The sequence below is a fragment of the Brachymonas sp. J145 genome, assembly GCF_036312245.1.
GTDB classification, from domain to species: Bacteria; Pseudomonadota; Gammaproteobacteria; order Burkholderiales; family Burkholderiaceae_C; genus Brachymonas; species Brachymonas wangyanguii.
In genome coordinates this window covers 81916-106300 of record NZ_JAZDCI010000008.1, presented here as the reverse complement: position 1 = coordinate 106300, position 24385 = coordinate 81916, and the positions used below count along the sequence as shown (strand labels likewise).

17 protein-coding genes are annotated in these 24385 nt (G+C 64.6%); 7 read left to right on the top strand and 10 right to left on the bottom strand.

The window, feature by feature from the left end; translation table 11 throughout:
• The first annotated feature begins 51 nt into the window (after positions 1-51).
• Positions 52-6336 carry a DUF5801 repeats-in-toxin domain-containing protein gene (locus V1261_RS08625; RefSeq protein WP_329771329.1) on the top strand — a complete coding sequence of 2095 codons (6285 nt, stop codon included), beginning with the start codon at positions 52-54 and terminating at the stop codon, positions 6334-6336.
• A gap of 98 nt (positions 6337-6434) precedes the next feature.
• On the opposite strand, the gene V1261_RS08620 is transcribed toward V1261_RS08625, so the two are convergent.
• On the bottom strand, positions 6435-7727 hold the full coding sequence (locus tag V1261_RS08620; protein ID WP_329771328.1) for a multifunctional CCA addition/repair protein: 1293 nt from the start codon (positions 7725-7727) through the stop codon (positions 6435-6437).
• A gap of 92 nt (positions 7728-7819) precedes the next feature.
• On the opposite strand from V1261_RS08620, the gene V1261_RS08615 reads away from it, so the two are divergent.
• Entirely contained in the window at positions 7820-8626 is an 807-nt protein-coding gene (locus tag V1261_RS08615; protein WP_329771327.1) for an enoyl-CoA hydratase, read from the top strand.
• 36 nt (positions 8627-8662) lie between these two features.
• Here V1261_RS08615 and V1261_RS08610 read toward each other — a convergent pair whose 3' ends face one another.
• On the bottom strand, positions 8663-9145 hold the full coding sequence (locus V1261_RS08610) for an acyl-CoA thioesterase (RefSeq protein ID WP_329771325.1): 483 nt from the start codon (positions 9143-9145) through the stop codon (positions 8663-8665).
• A 175-nt stretch (positions 9146-9320) separates the two neighbouring features.
• Here V1261_RS08610 and V1261_RS08605 point away from each other — a divergent pair, with 175 nt between their 5' ends.
• The gene (locus V1261_RS08605; protein WP_329771324.1) at positions 9321-10964 is read left to right on the top strand and encodes a hypothetical protein; all 1644 of its coding nucleotides are present in this window, start codon (positions 9321-9323) and stop codon (positions 10962-10964) included.
• Positions 10965-11011: 47 nt separating this feature from the next.
• Here V1261_RS08605 and V1261_RS08600 read toward each other — a convergent pair whose 3' ends face one another.
• Both V1261_RS08600 and glmS read right to left on the bottom strand, forming a co-directional pair.
• Positions 11012-11848 (bottom strand): undecaprenyl-diphosphate phosphatase, encoded by an 837-nt coding sequence (locus V1261_RS08600; protein ID WP_329771323.1) that lies wholly within the window; start codon positions 11846-11848, stop codon positions 11012-11014.
• 245 nt (positions 11849-12093) lie between these two features.
• Entirely contained in the window at positions 12094-13953 is a 1860-nt protein-coding gene (glmS, locus tag V1261_RS08595; protein WP_329771322.1) for a glutamine--fructose-6-phosphate transaminase (isomerizing), read from the bottom strand.
• A 160-nt stretch (positions 13954-14113) separates the two neighbouring features.
• Between glmS and V1261_RS08590 the strand changes: the two genes are divergently transcribed.
• The 4 genes from V1261_RS08590 to V1261_RS08575 all read left to right on the top strand — a co-directional run bounded on the left by V1261_RS08590 (position 14114) and on the right by V1261_RS08575 (position 16583).
• Entirely contained in the window at positions 14114-14611 is a 498-nt protein-coding gene (locus V1261_RS08590) for an Lrp/AsnC family transcriptional regulator (RefSeq protein ID WP_329771321.1), read from the top strand.
• A gap of 105 nt (positions 14612-14716) precedes the next feature.
• Positions 14717-15664 (top strand): J domain-containing protein, encoded by a 948-nt coding sequence (locus tag V1261_RS08585; RefSeq protein WP_329771331.1) that lies wholly within the window; start codon positions 14717-14719, stop codon positions 15662-15664.
• A 17-nt stretch (positions 15665-15681) separates the two neighbouring features.
• Positions 15682-16029, top strand: coding sequence for a chaperone modulator CbpM (locus V1261_RS08580; protein WP_329771320.1), 348 nt, complete (start codon positions 15682-15684; stop codon positions 16027-16029).
• Positions 16026-16583 (top strand): DUF924 family protein, encoded by a 558-nt coding sequence (locus tag V1261_RS08575; protein WP_329771319.1) that lies wholly within the window; start codon positions 16026-16028, stop codon positions 16581-16583. The genes V1261_RS08580 and V1261_RS08575 overlap by 4 nt, the downstream gene beginning before the upstream one ends.
• Positions 16584-16601: 18 nt before the next feature.
• Here V1261_RS08575 and glmU read toward each other — a convergent pair whose 3' ends face one another.
• From glmU to V1261_RS08545, 6 genes are all read right to left on the bottom strand, one after another.
• Positions 16602-17975, bottom strand: coding sequence for a bifunctional UDP-N-acetylglucosamine diphosphorylase/glucosamine-1-phosphate N-acetyltransferase GlmU (gene glmU, locus V1261_RS08570; RefSeq protein WP_329771330.1), 1374 nt, complete (start codon positions 17973-17975; stop codon positions 16602-16604).
• 54 nt (positions 17976-18029) lie between these two features.
• Positions 18030-18578, bottom strand: a complete 549-nt coding sequence (lspA, locus tag V1261_RS08565) for a signal peptidase II (protein ID WP_329771318.1) — start codon at positions 18576-18578, stop codon at positions 18030-18032.
• Positions 18579-21407: an isoleucine--tRNA ligase gene (gene ileS / locus V1261_RS08560; protein ID WP_329771317.1), complete on the bottom strand. Its 2829-nt coding sequence runs from the start codon at positions 21405-21407 to the stop codon at positions 18579-18581. It lies immediately after the preceding gene.
• A 104-nt stretch (positions 21408-21511) separates the two neighbouring features.
• Positions 21512-22567: a bifunctional riboflavin kinase/FAD synthetase gene (locus V1261_RS08555; protein ID WP_329771316.1), complete on the bottom strand. Its 1056-nt coding sequence runs from the start codon at positions 22565-22567 to the stop codon at positions 21512-21514.
• A 28-nt stretch (positions 22568-22595) separates the two neighbouring features.
• The gene (locus tag V1261_RS08550; RefSeq protein ID WP_329771315.1) at positions 22596-23441 is read right to left on the bottom strand and encodes a hypothetical protein; all 846 of its coding nucleotides are present in this window, start codon (positions 23439-23441) and stop codon (positions 22596-22598) included.
• Positions 23442-23534: 93 nt separating this feature from the next.
• Positions 23535-24311, bottom strand: a complete 777-nt coding sequence (locus V1261_RS08545; RefSeq protein ID WP_329771314.1) for a ferredoxin--NADP reductase — start codon at positions 24309-24311, stop codon at positions 23535-23537.
• Positions 24312-24385: the final 74 nt, after the last annotated feature.

Below are 24385 nucleotides of genomic sequence, written 5' to 3'. Positions count from 1 at the left end.
GACTCCACGCCGACAGCGCCGGTGATCCCGGTGGCGGGTCAGGATGGTGCCGTGGTATACGAATCCGGCCTGCCGGCGCGTACCGGCGAACCGGAAGGTTCGGACGAGACGGCAGATACCGAGACCACCAGCGGCACGATCACCTTCACCAGCAAGGACGGTGTGTCCGAGGTGAGCCTGGGTGGCTATCTGCTGGGCACCACTGAAGCGGTGCTGGAGGCAACAGATACCGGTGAGCTCAAGGGCTACTACACCTACGAGCCGACCACGGGCGCAGGCGTGATCCACTACACGTATACGCTGCTGGACAACACCCTGGTCGATCCGGACAGCGTGAGTTTTGCCGTGGCGGTGAAGGATCTGGACGGCGACCCGGCTCCGGCTGCTGATCTGGTGATCAATATCGTGGACGACGTGCCCACGGCCGAGCCGGATACCAACAGCGTGCCTAGCGGCACCTATGCCGCGATCACGGGCAACGTGATGGCCAACGACACCGAAGGCGCGGACGGCGCAGAAGTGGTGGGCGTGCAGCCGCAAGCCGGTGATGTGCAGGAGGCCGGCACGGAGGTGCCGGGTCAGTACGGCACGCTGACGCTCAATGCCGATGGCAGCTACAGCTACCAGCGCGATGCGGCCACCACCGAAGGTGGCGTGACGGACGTGTTCACCTACACGATCCAGGATGGTGACGGCGATACGGCCACGGCCACGCTGACGATCACGATCGAGGACTCCACGCCGACAACGCCGGTGATCCCGGTGGCGGGTCAGGATGGTGCCGTGGTATACGAATCCGGCCTGCCGGCGCGTACCGGCGAACCGGAGGGTTCGGACGAGACGGCGGATACAGAGACCACGAGCGGCACAATCACCTTCACCAGCAAGGACGGTGTGTCCGAGGTGAGCCTGGGTGGCTATCTGCTGGGCACCACTGAAGCGGTGCTGGAGGCAACAGATACCGGTGAGCTCAAGGGCTACTACACCTACGAGCCGACCACGGGCGCAGGCGTGATCCACTACACGTATACGCTGCTGGACAACACCCTGGTCGATCCGGACAGCGTGAGTTTTGCGGTGGTGGTGAAGGACCTGGACGGTGACCCGGCTCCGGCTGCTGATCTGGTGATCAATATCGTGGACGACGTGCCCACGGCCGAGCTCGATACCGATACGGTGCCCAGCGGCAGCCATGATGCCGTGACCGGCAATGTCATGGACAACGATACCGAAGGCGCAGACGGCGCCACAGTGACCCAGGTGGTGCCGACGACGGCGGCCACTGCGGCAGTTGCTGTTGCCGAATCGGGCGATACCACCATCATCGGCAAGTATGGCGTGCTGACAATCAGCGCCGATGGCAGCTATAGCTACCAGCGCGACGCCGACAGCCCTGGTGATGTGGAAGACGTGTTCACTTACACGCTGACCGATGGCGACAACGATACGGACACGGCCACGCTGACGATCAGTATCGGCAACGCTACGCCGACGATCACGGACCTGACGCCCAGCACCGCAGGCGGTGATGCCACGGTGTACGAGAAGGCGCTGGACGGCCAGGGCAGCGAGCCTGCACTGACGAGTGAGAGTGCCCAGGGCAGCTTCAAGATCCAGTCTCCGGACGGTATCAAGTCGCTGACCATTGGCAGCACCATCGTGATTGCCGATGACGTGTTCACGGCTGCAGTGATCACCACGCCCATGGGTAACGAGCTCAATATCCAGAGCTATGACGCCGCCACTGGCGAGGTGGTGTATGTCTACACCCTGAAGGATGCGGAGCTGCACACCAAGCCGGCGCTGGATACCGAGCTGTTCGAGCACTTCACGGTCCAGCTGGTTGACCAGGATGACGACACGATCGGCGGTACGCTGAGCGTGAAGATTGTGGATGATGTGCCGAGCATCTTGGCCAACGCCACGGCAGCGCCGGCGCTGACGGTGGACGAAACCACCCTGACCACGGACGCCACCGTCGCCATCCCGGCCGCGTTGTTCACCGTCACGGCAGGTGCCGATGGCGAAGCCAGCAGGGTGTACAGCCTGGCTGTCGATGCCGCAGTGGAAAGCGGTCTGGTCGATACCGCCACTGGCGAAACAGTGCTGCTGAAACTGGTGGGCGACAAGGTACTGGGTTACGTCAGCGATGCCGGAACCGAAGTCACGGTGTTCGAACTCAGCCTCGTGGGCGACACCAGCTTGAAACTGGACCAGCAACGCGCGGTCAAGCACGCTGATCCGGCCACGCAGGATGAATCCGTGAGCGTGGCGGCTGCCGCCGTGCAGCTGACGCTGACGGTGACTGACGGCGATGGTGACATTGCCAAGGAGAGCGTGAACCTGGGCACCAGCCTGCAGTTCTACGACGATGCGCCGACCGTCAAGCAGCCCGCTACGGCCCTGCTGGACGATGACGCCCAGCCGAATGCCAACACCACGGCTGGCGAAACCTACCTGAAAGAAGCCTCCGGCACTGGCCTGTTTACCCCTGGTGCCGATGGCCTGGACAGCCTGACGCTGACGCCGCCCGCCATGACCGTGATCCATGTCTGCGAATTCGGCGTGGCTACCCAGCATGCCGTGAGCTGGATCCCATACGCTCCGGAAAACCCTGGCGATGGCTACAACCTGGTGGGCAGCATCAGTGTCAAGGGGGAGAGCATCACGGCGGCCCAACTGCTGGTAAAGGAAGACGGCAGCTATACCTACACGCAATTCAAGCCAGTCGCGCACGGCACGGCTTCGTCTGATGGCGTGGAAGAAGATGCCAGCTTTGCCTTCGGCATCGCCGTCACCGACGGTGATGGTGACAAGGCCAGCACGACGCTGAACGTGCAGATCAATGACGATGTCCCGATGGCCTATACGGTGACAGCTGACGTCGTGCTGGACGACGATGCCCAACTGGGCGGCAATGCCGGCGGCACTGGCGATGTGGCCGACGCCAAGGCGATTGCCAGGACGACAGCCGGCCAGTTGTTCTCTGCCGGCGCGGATGGCGTGCAGTCCCTGCTGCTGGAGGCCGCGACGGGCGATCTGGCGATGAAGGCGATCTACGTCGATGCCAGCGCAGGCCGCATGGCCACGCAGGAAGCCATCACCTGGACGCAGGCCGGTGACCTCGCCGCCAATGGCTACGTCACGCTGACCGGCACCAGCGACAGTATCACCAAGGTGGCGGTGCTGACGGTTTACGCCGATGGCTCGTACGCCTATGAGCAGTTCGTGCCGGTAGTCAGCTCCAAGCCGACTACAGCGCCGGATGGTGTGGAAGAAACCGATACCTTCAGCTTCAGCGTCACGGTCAAGGACGGCGATGGCGATACGGCCAAGGCCACGCTCAAGGTGCAGATCAACGACGACACGCCGGTGGATGCGATGGTGAACGCCGTGACCGTCAAGAACAAGGCTGGCAATGCGCCGGTCTTCTCGCTCGATACGCTGGACAAGGCATTTGCCGACAGCTATGGCGCCGACGGCGGCAGCGTGCGCTTCAATCCGGATCTGAACGGCCAGCCGGCGCTGGGCGCCGATGGCAAGGGCATGGTGGCGGGCGGCCTGCCGATCACCTATGTGCTGAGTGATGGTGGACTGGTGCTGCAGGCAGTGACCAACCATGGCACCGCGGCACAGAGCGAGGTGTTCAAGATTACGCTGGATCCGGCCAACTCGGAATACAGCCTGGTCATGACGCGTCCGGTCGATCTGACCAAGGAGATTGATTTCAGTGCCGATAGCGGCTATGCCTTCAAGGGTGGCCTGGACACGTGGAACGGCTTTTATGCGCTCACCGTTGACCAGAGCAAGGACCTGCTGCTGACTGGCGTGAAGGCAAACGGAACTCCTGGCACGGTCAACACCAGCACCGGCAGCGGTGGCGTGGACGACAACCTGATGGAGCAGGGTGAAACCATGCGGATCGACTATGTGATCGACCTGCAGCCTGCGGCAGTCCCGCAAGGCTATACCTTCCAGCAGCACTACGTCGCCCAAGGTGCCGGCATCGGCTTTATGCACAAGGACAACGTGGCCGTCAACCTGCGTGCCGTGGATGACACCAACGACGGTGAGAACACCGGCAGCTACACGCTGGCGGATGGCGTGACCGATCCTGTCACCACCGTGGCCGTGATGTATGGCACCAGTACCTATCTGTTCAGCCGTGGCGTGACGCCGCCGACAGAGAATGGCGGTTTTGCGGTGACCTTCAAGGATGATGGCACGGCAGACTTGAGCAACATCATGATCGGTACCCAGGTCGCGGTCTACACCGCCGACGGCTACAACCGTCTCGAGGTGAAGGCGCTGACGCCGGACATCAAGTTCAAGGTCACGGAACCGGTCTCGGCCGTTCTGAACGAGCTGGACTACCAGTTCAAGCTGCCGCTGCAACTGGTCGATGGCGACGGTGACCTGGCTGCCAGCCAGCTGGACATCACGCTGGCCGGCATTGCCGAGCCGCCGACCATGGTGCTGCAGGACGTGGCCGCCGTACGCGTGTCGGAAGAAGGCCTGCCCCATGGCCTGCCGGATACCGATGGCCTGGTGCCTGGCGATGACACCACCAACGTCACCACGGTGACAGTCGCCACCGGTGCCGTCCTGTTCAGCGATACGGATAGCCTGCTGGCAGAGTTGAGCTTCCAGTTCAACAGCCCGATTGGTGCCTACACCTCGGGTGGCAAGACCGTGCTGTGGGACCGTACCACGCCGGGCGAGATCGTGGGCTATGTGGAAACCGGCACTGGCCGTGAAGATGTCATCACCGTCAAGATGGGAGAGATCAGTGCGGTGGCTGGCGAGACTGACCAGTACCAGGCCGGCTACACGGTCACTCTGCATCAGCCGCTGGACCATGCCCAGCAGGGCGAGGATGTGCTCGACATCGATTTCGAGGTCAAGGTGTTTGACGGCCGCTTCTACAGCGCGCCGCAGACGCTGACGGTGCAGGTCGAGGATGACAGTCCGGTTGTGACCGGCGTGCACCACGAAGTGGCGGTGCCGGTGGACAGTCTGGTGGTCAACAACCTGCAGGCCGGCTTCATCGGCTATGTGCTGGACAATGGCAACGAGGTACCTTCTGGCAATCGTTTCGACAATGATGCGGACGACTACATCGACAAGGTCCAGTGGGGCGGCTGGAGCGGTTACTCCAGCTACAGCCTGGTAGACAACCCGGCGTTCGTTGGCACCGGCAGTGCTGCGCCGCTGGGTGAGATTTTCAAGCTGGGTGACTTTACCCACGTGAATAATCCGATCTCTGGAGCTGCGCTCGACTACGTGACCGTGGAGCTCACCTTCGACGTGACGGTCAATGGCGTGAAACAGACCCTGACCGGCCAGTTCAAGCTGGACCACACGGAAACGCCGAACAACGGCCCCCATCCGGATGACATCATCGAGATCCAGCCGGTCAGCGGCAGCGGTGGCACAGTCTTGCCGGATGGCTCGCTCAAGTTCGTGCTGGACAATGCCTCTGGTGAAGGCCAGTACGCGCTGGTGATCAAGGGCTTCCGCAATGCCGCAGGCAACTATGTGCAGCGCGTGACCAGCAAGGAAGAATCGAGCAACTCCTTCCAGATCTACGCCGTAGTCGAAGCCGAACACGAAGTGGCCCCGGTCAGCAGCAACATCTTTGCCAACGGTGGCCTGCAGACGGGTGCTGACCACACGCCGCAAGGTGATGTGGAGTGGGCTGTGCACACCAGCCAGTGGGGCACTTTCATCGGCAAGGCGGATGGTTCCTACACTTTCACGCTCAGCGACTACGGCCAGCTGAACGTGGGCATTGGTGGCAGCCATAAAGAAACCATCAGCTACGACTATCGCGATGCCGATGGTGACCTGGTGACCGGCTCGGTCGAGATCGTGCTGGAAGGCTACAAGAACTGGGAAGACGCGGTCGATCCGGACAGTACCGATCCGCTTTACCTGCAGGGCACGGCGAATGCCGATACCCTGGCCGGTGGCGCTGCCGCTGACTACCTGGTGGGCGGTGCCGGCAACGACACGCTGACCGGTAACGCTGGCGCAGACCGTTTCGTCTTCAACGCGCCTCTGGGCAGCGGCAACGTCGACACCATTACCGATTTCGGCAATGGCGCAGACAAGCTGGTCTTGGCTTCCGATGTGTTTGCTGGCTTGACGGCTGGCGGTATGGTGAATCTGGTGGTCGGTGGCGCTGCCACCACGGCTGACCCGACCGTGCTGTACGACAGCGCCACCGGCATGCTGTCTTACGATGCCGATGGCAATGGTGCCGGCCCGGCCGTGGATTTTGCCAAGCTGCAGAACCTGGCCCCGCTGAGCAGCAGCGATTTCATGATCATCTGATCATGCTGCCCGATCCCGCCAGTCCGCAGAGGCGGCCGGGATCGGGCAAGAAAGAACCACTCCTTTGCCGGCCTTGTGCCGGCTTTTTTCGTCCTGTCTCAGTCGGTGGCGGCTTCCAGCAGCCGCACGCGCTCGATGTGAATCGCCTGGCGGATCAGCTCGCCCGGGTTGCGCTCACGCGTGTCCGCGGGCTGCTCCTGCCAGCGCTGCTGCACGCTGCGCGCAATCGCGCCTTCATCCAGCGTGCGCAGCCGCTCCAGCACCGCCAGCAACCGCGCCGCTTGCGGGTAGGGGCGCTCATCAAAGCCAAGCCGGCCGCGTGCATCGCATTCGCAGGCCAGCAGCACCTCGGCAAAGCGCTCGGGCTGGCGCAAGGCATCGCAGCGTTCCAGCAGGCGCACCGTGGCCGCGGCAGAAAAGTCCAGGCTCTGGTGGATGTTGCCGTGCTCGCGTGCCACCACTTCGGCCAGCTCCCGGCAGGCCACCGGCACGCGCAGGCGCTCGCACAATTGGCGCAGCAGCTTCACGCTGCGCTGCTCGTGGCCGATATGGCGCGGCAGCACATCGGCCGGCGTGGTCGCCTTGCCCAGATCGTGGCAGAGGCAGGCAAAGCGCACGGTGAGCGGCGTGTCCAGCCGCGCCGCCATGTCCAGCACCATTTCCAGGTGCACGCCGGTATCGACTTCCGGGTGGAATTCGGCGCGCTGCGGCACGCCATAGAGCGCCGCCACCTCGGGCAGGATGCGCTGCAGGGCGCCGCTGGCACGCAATTCCTGCAGCATGCGCGAGGGGCGCTGTTCCAGCAGGCCGCGGCTGATTTCCTGCCAGACACGTTCCGGCACCAGATGATCCACTTCGCCATCGTCCACCATCTGCTGCATCAGCGCCAGCGTTTCGGGCGCGGTACGGAAATCGCTGAAACGCGCGGCAAAGCGCGCCAGCCGCAGGATGCGCACTGGATCTTCGCCAAAGGCATCGGTCACATGGCGCAGCACACGCTGCTGCAGGTCGCGCTGGCCGTGGAACGGATCGACCAGGCTGCCATCTTCGGCCTGGGCGATGGCGTTGATGGTCAGGTCGCGACGCGCCAGGTCTTCTTCCAGCGTCACACCGGGATCGGCATGGACGGCAAAGCCCTTGTAGCCCCGCGCCGTCTTGCGCTCGGTACGCGCCAGCGCGTATTCCTCGTGCGTGTCCGGGTGCAGGAACACCGGAAAATCCTTGCCCACCGGCACAAAGCCGTGCTGCACCATCAGCTCCGGCGTGGCCCCGACGACGACCCAGTCATGGTCCTGCACGGGCAGGCCTAGCAGGGCATCGCGCACGGCACCACCCACCATGTAGATGCGGACACCGGGCAGGCGGGGAGGGGCGGAAACAGCAGCAGTCATGACAGGGAATGGGGCTGTGTTGCGGGAAACAGCCCATGGCGGGTTGGAATGTCCCAGTGTATCCTGTAGTCCGATTTGTCACTGGAGCACGCATGAGCAGTACCGCCACCCCCGATACGCCCGATACCGAACCCTATGTGCAACTGGAGCGCGCCGATGGCGTCTGCACCCTGTGGCTGAACCGTCCGCGCCAGTTCAACCCGCTGTCCGAAGCGATGATTGGCGCACTGGAAGCGGCCCTGGCCGAGATTGCCGCCGACAGCAGCATCCGCTGCGTGGTGATCGCCGCGCGTGGCAAGGCCTTCTGCGCTGGCCACGACCTGCGTGAAATGCGCAGCCAGTACCGCAAGGAGTACTACCAGACCCTGTTTGCGCGCTGTGCGGCGCTGATGCAGTCCATCGTGGCGCTGCCGGTGCCGGTGATTGCGCGCGTGCATGGCGTGGCCACTGCCGCCGGCTGCCAGCTGGTTGCGACCTGCGATCTGGCGGTGGCGGCGGAAGAAGCGCGCTTTGCCGTATCGGGCATCAACGTCGGCCTGTTCTGCGCCACGCCCTCGGTGGCGCTGTCACGCAACGTGGGCGTGAAAAATGCCTTTGATATGCTGGTTACCGGCCGCTTCATCGATGCGCCCACGGCGCAGGACTGGGGCCTGGTGAACCGCGTGGTGCCGGCCGATCAGCTCGATGCCGCGATTGCCGAATACACCAGCAGCATCTGCGCCAAGAGCCCGGCGGCGATCCGCCATGGCAAGGCGATGTTCCAGCGCCAGCGCCAGCTGCCACTGGCTGATGCCTATGCGCTGGCCGCCGAATCGATGGCCTGCAACATGATGGAAGACGATGCCGCCGAGGGCATCGACGCCTTCCTGGAAAAGCGCCAGCCGGTGTTCAAGGGCTGACCGGGCGGGGGCCGATGCGTCCCCGCAGAAGCTGATTCAGGCGTCGTGGCGGATGGCCGCGTAACGCTGCTCCATTTCACGGCGCATGGTCTTGCGCAACTCGGCAGCGGCGTGGCGGCGCTTTTCCTCCGGCGTGAACGGACGCAGCGGGGCCACCGCGGTCGGCTTGCCGTTTTCATCTACCGCCACCATGGTGAAGAAGCAGCTGTTCACATGGCGCTGCTCCTGCGTGCGAATGTTCTCGGCGATCACCTTGATGCCGATTTCCATTGACGAGGAGCCGGTGTAGTTGACGGCCGCCAGCAGCGTGACCAGTTCGCCCACGTGGATCGGCTGGCGGAACACCACCTGGTCCACGCTCAGCGTCACCACGTAATGGCCGGCATAGCGGCTGGCGCAGGCAAACGCCACCTGGTCCAGCAGCTTGAGCAGATGCCCTCCGTGCACATTGCCGGAAAAGTTGGCGGTATCGGGCGTCATCAGCACGGTCATGCTGAGCTGGTGGGCGGGGAGGTCCATGGCGGTCAAGGGCAAGGTGCTGATCGGTAAAGGATAAAACCCGATTGTGGCATGGCTCCGAATCCCCAGGGGCGTGTGGGTATGGCGTGCAACACAGCTGGAATGCCACAAGAGGACTGTCAGGAATCCCCTGATAATCGTGATTGAGCCGATTTCCCTGTTACCGGAGCCTGCCATGCCCCCGATTCCCGTCCGCCGTCATGCCCGCCTGCTGTTCCTGTTGCCCCTGGCCGGGTCGCTCGGCGCCTGCAGCAGCTTCTACGACAAGCACCCCACGGCCGCTGCCGCCGCACTGGCCAGCATGCGCCAGCAGCTGGACGCGGGCAGCTACCGTGTGCAGACCGAGGCGCAGCTGGAAGATGTGGAGCTGTCGCCCTCGCTGCAGAAGACGGTCGAAGGCCTGATGGATGACGAGGGCGACGACGCCCTGGGTACGGGCGAGGTCGGTTCGGCGCTGGGCGCAGCGCGCGATGCCTTGCGCGCCATCACAGGCCAGCCGGCGGTAGACGATGCAGCCGCATCGGTGGAATCATCGGGGAAGTCGACAGCACAGCCAGTGACTGATGAAGACATGCTGGCCGGCATCGCCGCCGACAATCGCCATCTGAAGCCGATGACCATCGCCAGCCATCTGGGCAGCGGTTATCTGCACATGCTGCGCAACATGAAGTTCCAGGGCGATACCGTGGTCGATGGTGGTAATGGCCGTGTCCAGCATGTCTCCGGCATGGACTATCGCACGCGTACCACGCACCAGAGCTACCACATGCCTTTCCTGCTGGATTTGCGCAAGCGCCAGCTCTACTGGGACGCCGAAGCCGTCAGCATGCTGATGAACCCGGTGACGCGCGACAAGCCGGTGCGCATTGACCTGGAACCGCTGAACCAGCATGTCGATGCCATGAAGCTCTATGGCATCTTGCGTCAGCAGCGCACTTATGTGCTGGAACACGCCAATGCGGACGCGATCCGTTTTGAGCCGCTGGAAGACGGCCCGCAGGTGCCGGGCGCCTACCGCAAGATCCGCTACCAGGTGCCGTTGCGGGCGGCGCTGCAGCAGAACCGAGATTTCCTGCGTGACCACAAGGACGGCATCGTGCAATCGGTGCGCGATGAGGGCAGCCGCGAAAAGGTGGGTGAACTGCTGGAGGGGCTGGTGGACATGGGCGGTGAATTCCTGAAGCCGGCGGACATGGCCAAACTGCCGTCGGCGGCAGCGCAGGCCACCGACGACAGCAGTGAAACCCTGGCGAAAGACATCGTCAAAAGCGAGGTGCCGCAAGAGGACGCATCGGCATCTGACCAGGCCATGCGCAAGATGGCAGCGCGCACGCTGGACGATTCCACCATCACCCAGTGGCTGTGGCTGGACCGCAGCGGCCGCCTGCTGCGCGAAGACAAGCGTCACGACCTGCACCTGGGTGGCACAGAGGACTATGTGAAGGTCAAGACCATCGGCCGCAAGATCTACAGCGATGTGCCGTCAGAGCCGGTAGCGAAAATCGTGCCGGAACAGGCGGTCAGCCTGCGCGAGGCGGTCAAGGGATCGCTGGTCGGCTATGTGCTGGCCAGCGTGCATGACAGTACCAGAAAGAAGGAGGCCGATGAGGTGTCCTGGAGTGCGGCTGATGATGCGGCCATGGCGGCCGCCGAAGCGGCAGTTGCCGAAGCCATCGCCGAGGCAGAAGCGGCTGCTGCGGCTGCCGGCTCTGTCGTGGAGCCGGCTGGCGATACTGTCAGCACGATTGATGCCGCACGTGCTGCCTATGCAGCCGCCCGTGCGGAACAGGCCGCCGCCGAGGCAGTGCCGCAGCAGTGATGCCGCGATGACAGGCTTGCCAGCAGGCAGGCCTGTCACTGGCGACATCAGGGCATCAGCACGCCCATGGACAGCAGCAGGAATACCAGCAGACCCAGCGCGATGCGGTAGGCCACGAACGGCAAGTAGGAGTTCTTGGAGACGAACTTCAGGAACACCACGATCACCGCATAGCCGGTGACAAAGGCAATCAGCGTGGCCAGCGCCGTCGGGCCAGGAGCAATCGGGCTGCCAACCTGGAAGCTGCGCAGCAGCTGGTAACCGCCGGACAGCAGCACCGCCGGTACCGCCAGCAGGAAGGAGTAGCGCGCCGCCGCTTCACGCGTGTAGCCCATCAGCAGGCCGGCGGTAATCGTGCCGCCCGAACGCGACACGCCCGGAATCAGCGCCATCGCCTGGGCAAAGCCGAAGATCAGGCCATCGCGCCAGCTCAGCTCGGTCAGCGTCTTGCGCTGCTTGGCGATGCGATCGGCCAGCCACAGGAACAGGCTGAACACGATCAGCATGGTGGCGGTGATGTAGAGATTGCGCAAATGGGTCTCGATCGCGTCCTTGAACAGCAGGCCCAGGATGGCGATCGGCATGGTGCCCAGAAAGATCAGCCAGCCCATGCGCGCATCGGCATCCATGTGCTTGCCCTTGCTCAGCACGGATTGCCACCAGGACTTGAGAATCGCCCACAGCTCGTGCCGGAAGTAGATCAGCACGGCGGCTTCGGTGCCGATCTGGGTGATGGCGGTAAACGCCGCACCCGGGTCACCGCCCGAGGGCAGCAGCGGGCCGACGATGCGCAGGTGCGCGCTGGAAGAAATCGGCAGGAATTCGGTCAGTCCCTGCAGCAGGCCGAGAAAGGCGGCTTCTGCGTAGGCAGCAAGAGAGGTCATGGTGTGATGGGATCAGGAACGGGAAATGCCGCAACGCAGCATAAGCTGGTGCGGCAGGTGTGATCATACGCAAAGATGGGTCTGTCGGGCAGTTTTTTGGCCGTGCTTTGCTGGTTGGCGGAGCGTGTCAGCGCATCTGGACGAGGACGATGCGCTAGCTTGGCCAGGCCACGGCTGGCATGAAAAAGGCGCCCGGCATGGCTGCCCGGGCGCCTGCTGTCAGGCCAGTTGGCTTGCCGGAAGGGTTACTCCACCGTCACGCTCTTCGCCAGGTTGCGCGGCTTGTCCACGTCCGTGCCCTTGGCCACGGCCGTGTGGTAGGCCAGCAGCTGCAGCGGCAGCACGTGCAGGATCGGGCTCAGGCTGCCATAGTGCTCGGGCATGCGGATCACGTGCATGCCTTCCTCGCTGCGGATCTGGCTGTCGGCGTCGGCCAGCACGTACAGCACGCCGCCGCGCGCGCGCACTTCCTGCATATTGCTCTTGAGCTTGTCGATCAGCTCGTCATTCGGCGCCACCACGACGACCGGCATGGCGTCGGTGATCAGCGCCAGCGGGCCGTGCTTGAGTTCGCCGGCCGGGTAGGCTTCGGCATGGATGTAGCTGATCTCCTTCAGCTTGAGCGCGCCTTCCAGTGCAATCGGGTAGTGCATGCCACGGCCCAGGAAAATCGCGTTGTCCTTGCTGGCAAAGTCTTCCGACCACTGGATCACCTGCGGCTCCAGCGCCAGCACGGACTGGATTGCCACCGGCAGGTGACGCATGCGCTGCAGGTAATCGTCCTGCTTGGCTTGCGGGATCGTGCCCTTGACCTGGCCAATCGCCTGCGTCAGCAGGAACAGCGCGGCCAGCTGGGTGGTGAAGGCCTTGGTCGAGGCCACGCCAATTTCCACACCGGCACGCGTGATGTAGTGCAGCTTGCACTCGCGCACCATGGCGCTGGTGGCCACGTTGCAGATCGTCAGTGTCTGCGTCATGCCCAGCGACTTGGCGTGGCGCAGCGCGGCCAGGGTGTCGGCGGTTTCGCCGCTCTGGCTGATGGTCACCACCAGCGTCTTCGGGTTCGGCACGCTGGTGCGGTAGCGGTACTCGCTGGCAATTTCCACATCGCAGGGGATGCCGGCAATCGCTTCCAGCCAGTATTTGGCGGTGCAGCCGCTGTAATAGCTGGTGCCACAGGACAGGATCAGCACGCGCTCGATCTCCTGGAACACGCTTTCGGCCTCGTCACCGAACAGCGTCGGCGCAAATGCCTCGATGCCTTCTAGCGTATCGCCCAGCGCACGCGGCTGCTCGAAGATTTCCTTTTGCATGTAATGGCGGTAGGGGCCGAGCTCGGCGGCGCCGCTGTGGGCGTGCACCGTTTTCACCGGGCGGTCAGCGGCTTCCTGTCGCTGGCCCTTGTTCTCGATCCAGTACTTGCCCGGCTGCAGGTCGATCACGTCGCCTTCTTCCAGATAGATGATCTGGTCGGTCACGCCGGCCAGTGCCATCGCGTCGCTGGCCAGGTAGTTGGAACCGTCAGCGGCCAGGCCCAGGATCAGCGGTGAGCCGGCACGGCCGCCAATCACGCGGTTCGGTTCGTCACGGGCGATCACGGCCACGGCGTAGGCACCATGCAGGCGCGCCAGCGCTTCCTTCACGGCCACGAACAGGTCGCCGTCGTAGACGGAATCGATCAGGTGGGCAATCACTTCGGTATCGGTCTGGCTGTCAAACTGGTAGCCCTTGGCACGCAGTTCGGCACGCAGCTCGTCATGGTTTTCGATGATGCCGTTGTGCACCAGTGCGATGCGCGCCTTGCTTTCAACGGCAGCGCCCTCGGGCTGAGGGCCAAAGCTGAAGTGCGGGTGTGCGTTGTGCGTGGCCGGCACGCCATGCGTGGCCCAGCGCGTGTGCGCGATGCCGGTATAGCCGTCCAGACTGTCCTGCTGCACCTGCTCCAGCAGTTCGGCCACGCGGGCCGTGCTGCGCGCGCGCTTCAGGCCGTCATTCCACACGGCCACGCCGCAGGAGTCATAGCCCCGGTACTCCAGCCGCTGCAGGCCCTGCACCAGCACCGGCACCACATTGTTCGAACCCACACCTGCGACGATTCCGCACATTCTTATTCTCCAAGGTTAAGTGGCAGGCCCCGTGGGCACGCCAATCCCTGATCATAGGGGCTTGTTGAAAATGCAACCGTTCAAAATTCACGAAAAATGAAAGATAATTTCATGAGCCGAAGGGCTTGAATTTATATTTCAAAAATAATCAACTATTGAAATGGATAAACGCGTAGAGCTTGATGCCAGCGACTGGCGTATCCTGCAGCAGCTGCAACTCGATGCCAGCCTGAGCAACCAGGCGCTGGCCGAGCGTTGCCACCTGACACCGCCGACCTGCCTGCGCCGCGTGCGCCGATTGCAGCAGCTGGGCCTGATCGAGCGCACCGTGGCCATCCTCGGTGCCGATGCGCTGCGCCAGCACACCGGCGCCGGCCTCACCGCGATTGTCGAAGTCACGCTCGACCTGCAGGCCGAAGAGCGCCAGACCGCCTTCGAGGCGCTGGCGGTGCAGGAGCCGGCGGTGCAGCAGTGCTACCGCACCTCGCCCGGGCCGGATTTTGTGCTGATCATCACCGTGGCCGACATGCCGGCTTTCATGGCGGTGAGCCAGCGCCTGTTCAGCCAGCAGGCCAATGTGCGCAACGTGCGTTCCTTCTTCAGCCTGCGCCGTGCCAAGTTCGGCAGCAGCTTGCCCCTGCCGCTAGCCGAAGGCTGAAACCGCCTCTGTAGGTTTGGTCCGATTGACAGTCGCCTGCTCGTCCCCATGTAATAGAGCAGGGCGTGGCAGCCTGCCGCGCACACCATGCAGGAGCTGTTGCAGATGGAGTTCAAGGACTACTACCAGGTGCTGGGCGTCGACAAGAACGCCAGCGCCGACGAGATCAAGAAGGCCTACCGCAAGCTGGCGCGCAAGTACCATCCTGACGTCAGCAAGGAGGCTGATGCCGCTGAGCGCATGGCCGAGATCAACGAGGCCAATACCGTGCTGTCCGATCCGGAGAAGCGCGCCGCCTACGACCAGGCTGGCACGCAGCCTTCGGGCGGCGGCTACTACCAGCCGCCACCGGGCTGGGATGCCGGCTACAGCTGGCGCGAAGGCGATTTCCACGGCGGTGGCGAAGGCCAGTACAGCGATTTCTTCGAGCAGATGTTCGGCCAGGCGGCACACGCCGGCCGTGCGCGGCGCCAGCAGCGTCCAGCCGCCATGCGTGGCGAAGACCTGCACGCCAGCATCGAACTGGAGCTGCGCGATGCCTACCAGGGCACCGAGCGCACCATCACGCTGCAAAGCGCCCGCCTGAGCGATGACGGCCAGGTCGTGCCCGAGCAGCGCAGCCTGCAGGTGAAGATTCCCAAGGGCGTGCGCGAAGGTCAGCTGATCCGGCTCGCCGGGCAGGGCGGTCCGGGTTTTGGCGGCGGCGCCAATGGCGATGTGCTGCTGGAAGTGCGATTCCGCCCGGATCCGCGCTGGCGCGTTGAAGGCAAGGATGTCACGCAGCGTGTGCGCGTGTCCCCGTGGGAGGCCGCACTGGGCGGCGCGATCCAGGTCGGCACGCCAGCCGGCACTACGGTCGAAGTCACCGTGCCGGCCGGTTCCGGCAGCGGTCGCAAGCTGCGCCTGAAGGGCCGCGGCATTCCGGCCGCCGAACCCGGCGATCTCTATCTGGAACTGGAGCCGGCAATTCCCGGCGCCGTCACTGACGAACAGCGCGCCGCCTGGGCGGCACTGGCCCAGGCCTATCCTGGCTTCGACCCGCGCCTGGCCTGAGCAAGGAGAGACAGACAATGGCAAACCTGACCACCACCATCCCCGTGCCAGCGGATCTGACCGAACTGCTGGCCGACCAGTCACTGACGCTGCAGGAGCTGGCCCGCGCCTGCCGCATGGCGCCCGAATGGGTGCATGCCCGCGTGCACGACGGCGTGATCGATATCACCCAGACCCAGGCCGATCCGCGCGTGCAGGTCGATGACCAGGGCAGCTGGCGCTTTTCCTGCACCATGGTGCTGCGCGCGCGCCGCATCGCCGATCTGGAACGCCAGTTCGAGGCCGACCCGCAGCTGGCGGCCCTCACCGTGGACCTGATGGAAGAAGTGGCGCGGCTGCGCCGCCAGCTGGAGCGTCTGGCATGAACCGGCCTGATCTGCCCGATGCCGAAGCGGTGCTGCGCTTCTGGTTCGAGGAGACCACGCCGAAGCAGTGGTTTGCAGTCGATGCCGCCTTTGATGCGCTGATTGCCGAGCGCTTTGGCGCGCTGCTGCAGGCGGCCAGCCAGGGCGAGCTAGCGCACTGGCGCGACAGCATCCGTGGCCGGCTGGCCGAGATCATCGTGCTGGACCAGTTCTCGCGCAATGTCTATCGGGGGACGGCGCAGGCCTTTGCCCAGGACGCGCAGGCGCTGGTGCTGGCGCAGGAAGCGGTGGCCGCCACGCTGGACCGGGCCTTGCCGCCGCCGCAGCGTGCCTTTCTCTACCTGCCGTACATGCACAGCGAGTCGGCCGTCATCCAGCAGCAGTCCGTGCAGCTGTTTGACCAGCCGGGGCTGGAAGACAACTACCGCTTTGCGTTGCACCACCGCGACATCATCGAACGCTTTGGCCGCTATCCGCATCGCAATGCGCAGCTCGGACGTGTTTCCACGCCCGAGGAGTTGGCCTTCCTGCAGCAGCCGGGATCGAGTTTCTGACGCAGCTGGCCGCGCGGCTTACTTCTGGATCTTGGCCGGACGCGTGTAGTTCTCTTTCAGCGTCAGGCGGCCGCGCACCACGCTCAGCGCATTCGCCGGCGTGTCCTTGCTGACCGCGCTGCCGGCACCCACGGTGCCGCCGGCGCCGATGGTGACCGGGGCCACCAGCACGCTGTTGCTGCCGATATGCACATCGGCCTCGATCACGGTGCGGTGCTTGTTGGCGCCGTCATAGTTGGCGGTGATGCTGCCGGCGCCGTAGTTGACGCGTTCGCCCACGGTGGCATCGCCCAGGTAGGCCAGGTGGTTCGCCTTGGCCCCCTTGGCCAGGGTGGAGTTCTTCACCTCGACGAAGTTGCCGATGTGCACTTCCTCGGCCAGTTCGGTACCGGGGCGCAGGCGCGCAAACGGGCCGATCAGGCTGCCGGCACCAACTTGCACCGGCTGCTTGCCGCCATCGATATGGGTGAACGGGCTGATGACGACATCGTCGCCAATCGTGCAGTTGGCCAGCACGCAGTGCGCACCGATCTTCACGCGGTTGCCCAGCGTCACGTTGCCTTCAAACACGCAGCCGATGTCGATATCCACGTCCTGGCCGCACTGCAGCGTGCCACGCACGTCAAAGCGCGCCGGATCGCGCAGGCGCACGCCATCGGCCATCAGGCGGCGCGCCTGGCGCTGCTGGTATTCGCGCTCCAGTTCGGCCAGCTGCTGCGGGCTGTTGACGCCGGCGACCTGTACCGCGTCGTGGATCATGTGCGCCTTCACCGGCACGCCATCGGCCACCGCCAGCTTGACGACGTCGGTCAGGTAGTACTCCTGCTGGGCGTTGTGGTTGTCGATGCGGCCCAGCCACTGGCGCATCAGGCGCGTCGGTGCCGCCATGATGCCGCTGTAGATTTCCTTCACCAGCAGCTCTTGCGGCTTGCCGTCCTTCTGCTCGACGATGCGGTTGACCTCGCCATCGGGGTTGCGCAGCACGCGGCCATAGCCAAACGGGTTGTCCATGGTCAGCGTCAGCAGTGCCAGGCATTCGTCGCTGCACACTTCCAGCAGCTGCTGGATGGTGTCGGCCTCGGTCAGCGGTACGTCGCCGGACAGCACCACCATCACGCCGTCATCGTCCAGCACCGGCAGCGCCTGTTGCACGGCATGGCCGGTGCCCAGTTGCGGCATCTGGCGCACGAATTCGCGGCGCGGTGCGGCCTCATCCGTCTGCAGCAGGGCGGCTTCGACTTGTTCGGCGCCATGGCCGGTGATTACCACCACCTTGCGTGCCTGCAGCTGCGCGGCGGTATCGAGCACGTGCTGCACCAGACCCTGGTGCGCCAGTTGTTGCAGCACCTTGGGCGTGGCGCTTTTCATGCGGGTGCCCTTGCCGGCAGCCATGATGACGATATCGAGAGGCTTATTGTTCACGGGAAACTCCTTGCAGGTTCGGCGTCAGCGCGCCCCACGGCGCACGCGCAGGATTTCATCCAGGATCAGGCAGATCGCGCCAATCGTGATGGCCGTATCGGCGATATTGAAAGCGGGGAAGTGGCCGCGGTAGAACAGCGGCTCCAGAAAGCGCCAGTGGAAGTCCAGAAAGTCCACCACATAGCCGTGCAGCACGCGGTCCAGCACGTTGCCAATGGCACCGCCCAGCAGGCTGGCCATGGCAAAGCTGAACAGGCGCTGGCCCGGATGGCGCACCAGCATATAGACCATGAAGCTGGCCGCCAGGATGCCGATGCCCATGAAGAACCAGCGTTGCCAACCACCGGCACCGGCCAGGAAGGAGAAGGCGGCGCCGTAGTTGTGCACCCGCACCACGTTGAAGAAGCTGGTGACATAGGTGCTGTCGCCGAGCTGGTAGTGGCCCAGGATCAGGAACTTGGTGAACTGGTCAAACAGGAACCAGAGCGCCGCAATGCCCAGCCACATGACCAGGCTGTCGCGGGAGCCCCGGATCGGGCGGCGCTTGCTGTTGCGCGATCGCGTGGCCGCCATTTATGCAAACTCCCGCTGTTCGCCGGCGCCGTACAGGTTGCTGCTGCAGCGGCCGCAAATCGTCGGGTGTTCGACATCGCTGCCGACGTCATCGCGGTAATGCCAGCAGCGCTCGCATTTCTGCGCGCCGGATGGCGTGACCGTGATCGCCAGCGCTTCGCCGGCCTGCAGCGTCACCTTCGAGGTGATGAAGATGAACTTCAGGTCTTCGCCCAGGCTGTGCAGCAGCGCCAGGTCATCGGCCGCGGCGGTCACGGTCAGCTCGGCCTGCAGCGAGGCACCGACCTGGCCTTGCTCACGCACGGCCTCGATCTCTTTCAGTGCGGCGGCGCGGATCTCCAGCAGGCGTTCCCACTTGGCGTCCAGGACAGCATCGGGTGCCGGCAGCTGGCAGTATTCCTCGATAAAGATCGAATCGCTGCTGCCGATGATGGCCCAGGCCTCCTCGGCGGTAAAGCTGAGGAACGGTGCCATCCAGCGCAGCATGGCGTGCGTGATCTGGTGCAGCGCGGTCTGGGCGCTGCGGCGAGCACGGCTGTCCACCTGCGTGGTGTAGAGGCGGTCCTTGAGCACGTCCAGGTAGAAGCCGCCCAGGAACTCGCTGCAGAAATGCTGAAGCTTGGCGACGACGGGGTGGAATTCGTAGATTTCATAGTGCGCCAGGATGTCGGCCTGCAGGGCAGCGGCGTGGCTCAGCGCATGGCGATCGACCTCGAACAGCTGCTCGTGCGGCACGGACTGCGTGGCGGCATCGAAATCGCTGATGTTGGCCATCAGGAAGCGCAGCGTGTTGCGGATGCGACGGTAGGCATCGACCACGCGCGCCAGGATCTTGTCGTCGATCGCCAGGTCGCCGGAATAGTCGGTGCTGGCCACCCACAGGCGGATGATTTCCGCGCCGAGCTTGTCGCTCACGCTCTGTGGCGCCACCACGTTGCCGACCGACTTGCTCATCTTGCGGCCCTGGCCGTCGACAGTAAAGCCGTGCGTCAGCAGGCCTTTGTACGGCGCGCGGCCATCGGTGGCGCAGGCGGTCAGCAGCGAGCTGTGGAACCAGCCGCGGTGCTGGTCATGGCCTTCCAGGTACAGGTCGGCCGGGAATTGCAGCAGGCCGGCATGGCTGCCGCGCAGCACGTGCAGGTGCGTGGTGCCGGAATCGAACCAGACGTCCAGCGTGTCGTTGACCTTGCTGTAATGCTGGGCATCATCGGCGCCCAGGATCTCTTCGGCCGTGACCTTGCTCCAGGCCTCGATGCCGCCTTGCTCGACCATCTGCGCTGCCTGCTCCATGATCTCCATGGTGCGCGGGTGCAGCTCGCCGCTGTCCTTGTGGATGAAGAAGGGCAGCGGCACGCCCCAGTTGCGCTGGCGGCTGATGCACCAGTCCGGGCGGTTGGCAATCATGTCGCGCAGGCGCGCCTGGCCGTTTTCTGGGTAGAAGCTGGTCTGCTCGATCGCGTCCAGTGCCGTCTCGCGCAGGCTGCGGGCGGCCTTGTCGGTCGTGAACACGCCTTCGCCTTCGTCCATGCGCACAAACCACTGGGCGGCAGCGCGGTAGATCACCGGCGTCTTGTGGCGCCAGCAATGCGGGTAGCTGTGGCTGATGGTGTGCTCGGCAAACAGGCGGCCGGCCTGGCGCAGCGTGTCGATGATCACCGGCACCGCCTTCCAGATGTGCTGGCCGCCGAACAGCGGGAAATCGGCCTCGTAGGTGCCGTTGCCGGTGACCGGGTTCAGGATCTCGTCGTAGCGCATGCCATGGCTGATGCAGCTCTGGAAGTCATCCAGGCCATAGGCCGGCGCAGCGTGCACGATACCGGTACCGTCGGCATCGGTGGCGTAGTCGGCCAGGTAGATCGGGGCGGTGCGGCGGTAGCCGGCGTCCACATCGTGCAGCGGGTGCTCGAAGCGCAGCGATTCCAGTGCGCGACCCTTCGCCGTGCCGACCAGCTCGCCCTGCAGGCCGTAGCGTTCCAGGCACTGGCTCACCAGCGAGCTGGCCAGCAGCAGGTAGCCGCGCTCGGTATGCACCAGCGCGTAGTCCAGCTCCGGGTTGACGTTCAGCGCCTGGTTGGCGGGAATCGTCCAGGCGGTGGTGGTCCAGATCAGCACATAGGCCGGCTCGTTCAGCGTCGCCAGGCCGAAGGCGGCAGCGAGCTTTTCCGGTTCGGCGCAGCGGAAGGCCACGTCCAGCGCCTGGCTCTTCTTGTCGGCGTATTCGATCTCGAACTCGGCCAGCGAGGAACCGCAGTCAAAGCACCAGTAGACCGGCTTCAGACCGCGGTAGACAAAGCCGCGCTCCATGATCTTGCGCAGCGCACGGATCTCGTTCGCCTCGTTGGCGAAGTCCATCGTCTTGTACGGATTGTCCCAGGCACCGAGCACGCCCAGACGCTTGAAGTCGGCCATCTGGCTGGCGATCTGCTCGGTGGCGTAGGCGCGGCTTTTGGCCTGCACCTCGTCGCGCGGCAGATTGCGGCCAAACAGCTTCTCGACCTGGTTCTCGATCGGCAGGCCGTGGCAGTCCCAGCCCGGCACGTAGATCGCGTCCAGGCCCTTGAGCTGGCGCGCCTTGACGATCATGTCCTTCAGGATCTTGTTGACGGCGTGGCCGATGTGGATCTGGCCGTTGGCATAGGGCGGGCCGTCATGAAGCACGAACTTGTCGCGGCCGGCGCGGGCAGCACGCAGCTTGGCGTGCAGGCCGCTGTCTTCCCACTGCTTCACCCAGTCGGGTTCGCGCTTGGGCAGGTTGCCGCGCATCGGGAACGGGGTATCGGGCAGGTTCAGGGTCTTGCTGTAATCGGTCTTGTTGTCGGTATCGGACATGGGGAGATTCCTGGGGCTGCAGGGCCGCTGGCCGGCCTGGCGGGAAAAGGGGGACGCAGGGGTGCAGGGCACGGCAACTGCTGCGCCTGCGGGGCTGGGCAGCGTCAAATTCGGTCGCGTGTGGTCTGGCGGCGCGTTTCGCTGTGGCGGTCGGCAAACCAGGCGCGCGCGTCGGCGCAGTCCTGGGCAATACCCTGACGCAGGGCAGCCAGACCATCGTATTTGCGCTCGTCGTGCAGTTTGTGCAGCAGATCCACGCGGATGATTTTACCGTAGCCATAGCCATCGGGCAGGTCGTCGGGCCATTCGAGGCAGAAGGTCTCGAGCAGCACGCGGCCGCCATTGACATCGTTCGGATCGAGCGAGGGGCGTATGCCCAGGTTGGCCACGCCGGGCAGCACGCGGCCATCGTCAAACAGGCCGGTCACTTCGACCACGAAAATGCCGCTGGCCGCCGGCTTCCAGTGCGAGAAGCGCAGGTTGAGCGTGGGGAAATCCAGTTCGCGTCCGAGCTTGCGGCCATGCACCACGTGACCACTGATGCTGTACGGGCGACCCAGCAGCCAGGCAGCCTCGTTCATGTCGCCGCGTGCCAGCGCCGCACGCACCTCGGTGCTGCTGACGCGGATGCCGGGCTCGGATGGCAGTGGCTCGTGTGGCTGCAGCGGGCGCGACACCTCGTAGCTGTTCATGCGCGCCACCTCAAAGCCCAGTTCACGGCCCATGGCGTCGAGCATGGCGTAATCGCCGGCGCGCCTGGCGCCAAAGCGGAAATCATCGCCGACCAGCACATACTGCGCACGCAGGCCTTCCACCAGCACCTTGCGGATGAACACCTCGGGCGGCAGCGAGGAAAACTCGGCGTTGAAGGGCACGACTACGGTCTGGTCGATGCCGTTGTTGGACAGCTCGCACAGCTTGTCGCGCAGCGTGGCAATGCGCGCTGGCGCCAGCTCCGGGTTCTGGAACTGCTCGGCAAAAAAGTCGCGCGGGTGCGGCTCGAAGGTCATGGCGCAGCTGGGCAGGCCGCGGTGGCGCGCCTCGTTGCGCAGCAGTGCCAGCATGGCCTGGTGGCCACGGTGCACGCCGTCAAAATTGCCGATGGTAAGGGCGCACGGCGGTGCGTCCGGCGGGAGGCGGTAGCCACGGAAGATCTTCATGGCTGGCTATTATCCCACCGTGATCCGCTCAGCGTGGCGTGGACGGCTGCGGCGCCGTCAGCAGCTGCTGGTATTCCTTGGCCAGCGCGCTGCAACCCTCGGCCGTGCCGGGCTGTTCTGCCTGCAGCAGCAGCGGCCGGTCCCAGCCGCTCTGGTACTGGCGGCGCAGCTGGCGGATGTCATAGCCATGCGCCAGCGCCTGGCGTGCGGCATCGAAGGCCGGAGCTGGCTGGCCCGGCTGGCAGGCGGCCAGCGCGATGCGCAGCGGAATCAGGCTGCGTGCGGTGTTTTCCAGCGTCTGCGCCTTGATGTCGGTCGGGGCTGGCACCGCCTCCCAGGCGTAGGCCTGCCACTGGCTGGCCGTGGCTGCATCCTGGCGGCGCGCGGCCGATAGCGCCAGCGCTTCGGCCGCCTGCAGGCGCAGCATGGCTGGCTGTTGCGCGGCGGTGGGTGCCTGTAGCGCCGTGCCGAGCGATTGCTCCAGCTGCGCCGCCAGGCCAGCCGGCTGCTGCGGCATGCGCACCAGCGTGGCCAGCGCCAGCTGCTGCGCCTTGAGTGTCAGCGTATCTTGCGGTATCTGATCCAGCCAGGGCTGCAGGCGCTGCAGCAGGCGCTCTCCGCGTTGCTGCTGTTGCGCCAGGTCACCAAACTCGGCGCCATCATGCAACTGGTGCGCGGCGACTGCCACACGCGTGCGCGGCACGTCCGCTACGGCACCATAGCCGGGCAGCTGGGTCACCCACCAGGCCAGGTTCATCGCCAGGCCGCCGGGTTCCTGGTGCTGCTCCAGCGCCTCGATCGCCTGGCGCGAACCATAGACCGGCAAGGCCAGCGCGATCAGCACGGCCAGCAGAATAAGCAGGATTTTTTTCATGACGGGGATTATCGCCTTGTGGCAGGACAGAAACGACACAGCCCGGCGATGCAGGCATCGGCCGGGCTGTCGGGAAAGGACAGTCGCGCGGGATCAGCTTTCCACGAAGGCGCGTTCGATCACGAAGTCGCCCGGTGTGGTGGTGTTGCCTTCCTTGAAGCCGCGTGCCTCGCACAGTGCCTTCAGGTCGCGCAACATATGCGGAGAACCGCAGATCATGACGCGGTCGGTTTCCGGGTTCAGCTCGGGCAGGCCCAGCTCGCGGGCCATTTGGCCGCTTTCGATCAGGGTGGTGATGCGGCCTTCGCGTTCGAACGGCTCGCGCGAGACGGTCGGGTAGTAGACCAGCTGTTCACGCACGATCTCGCCGAGGAACTCGTGCTCGGGCAGCTCCTGGGTGATGTAGTCGCGGTAGGCCAGCTCGTTGATGAAGCGCACGCCGTGTACCAGCACCACTTTCTCGAAGCGTTCATAGGTTTCCGGATCACGGATGATGGACATCCAAGGTGCCAGGCCGGTGCCGGTACCGAGCAGGTACAGGTTCTTCGCCGGCAGCAGGTAGTCGATCAGCAGCGTGCCGGTGGGCTTCTTGCCGACGATGATGGTGTCGCCTTCCTTGATGTGCTGCAGCTGGCTGGTCAGCGGGCCGTCCTGCACCTTGATGCTCAGGAACTCCAGATGCTCCTCGTAGTTGGCACTGGCGATGCTGTAGGCGCGCAGCAGCGGCTTGCCGTTGGGCTGCTTCAGGCCGATCATGGTGAAGTGGCCGTTGGAAAAACGCAGCGCGGTGTCGCGCGTGGTGGTAAAGCTGAACAGGGTGTCGGTCCAGTGGTGCACGGACAGGACTTTTTCTTCTAGGAAGGCGCTCATGATGATGAAAAAGGGTGGCTCTGGCTGCCATCCGGTGGTTAGGGGAATCCTATATTGTCCTTTACTTGCCACTT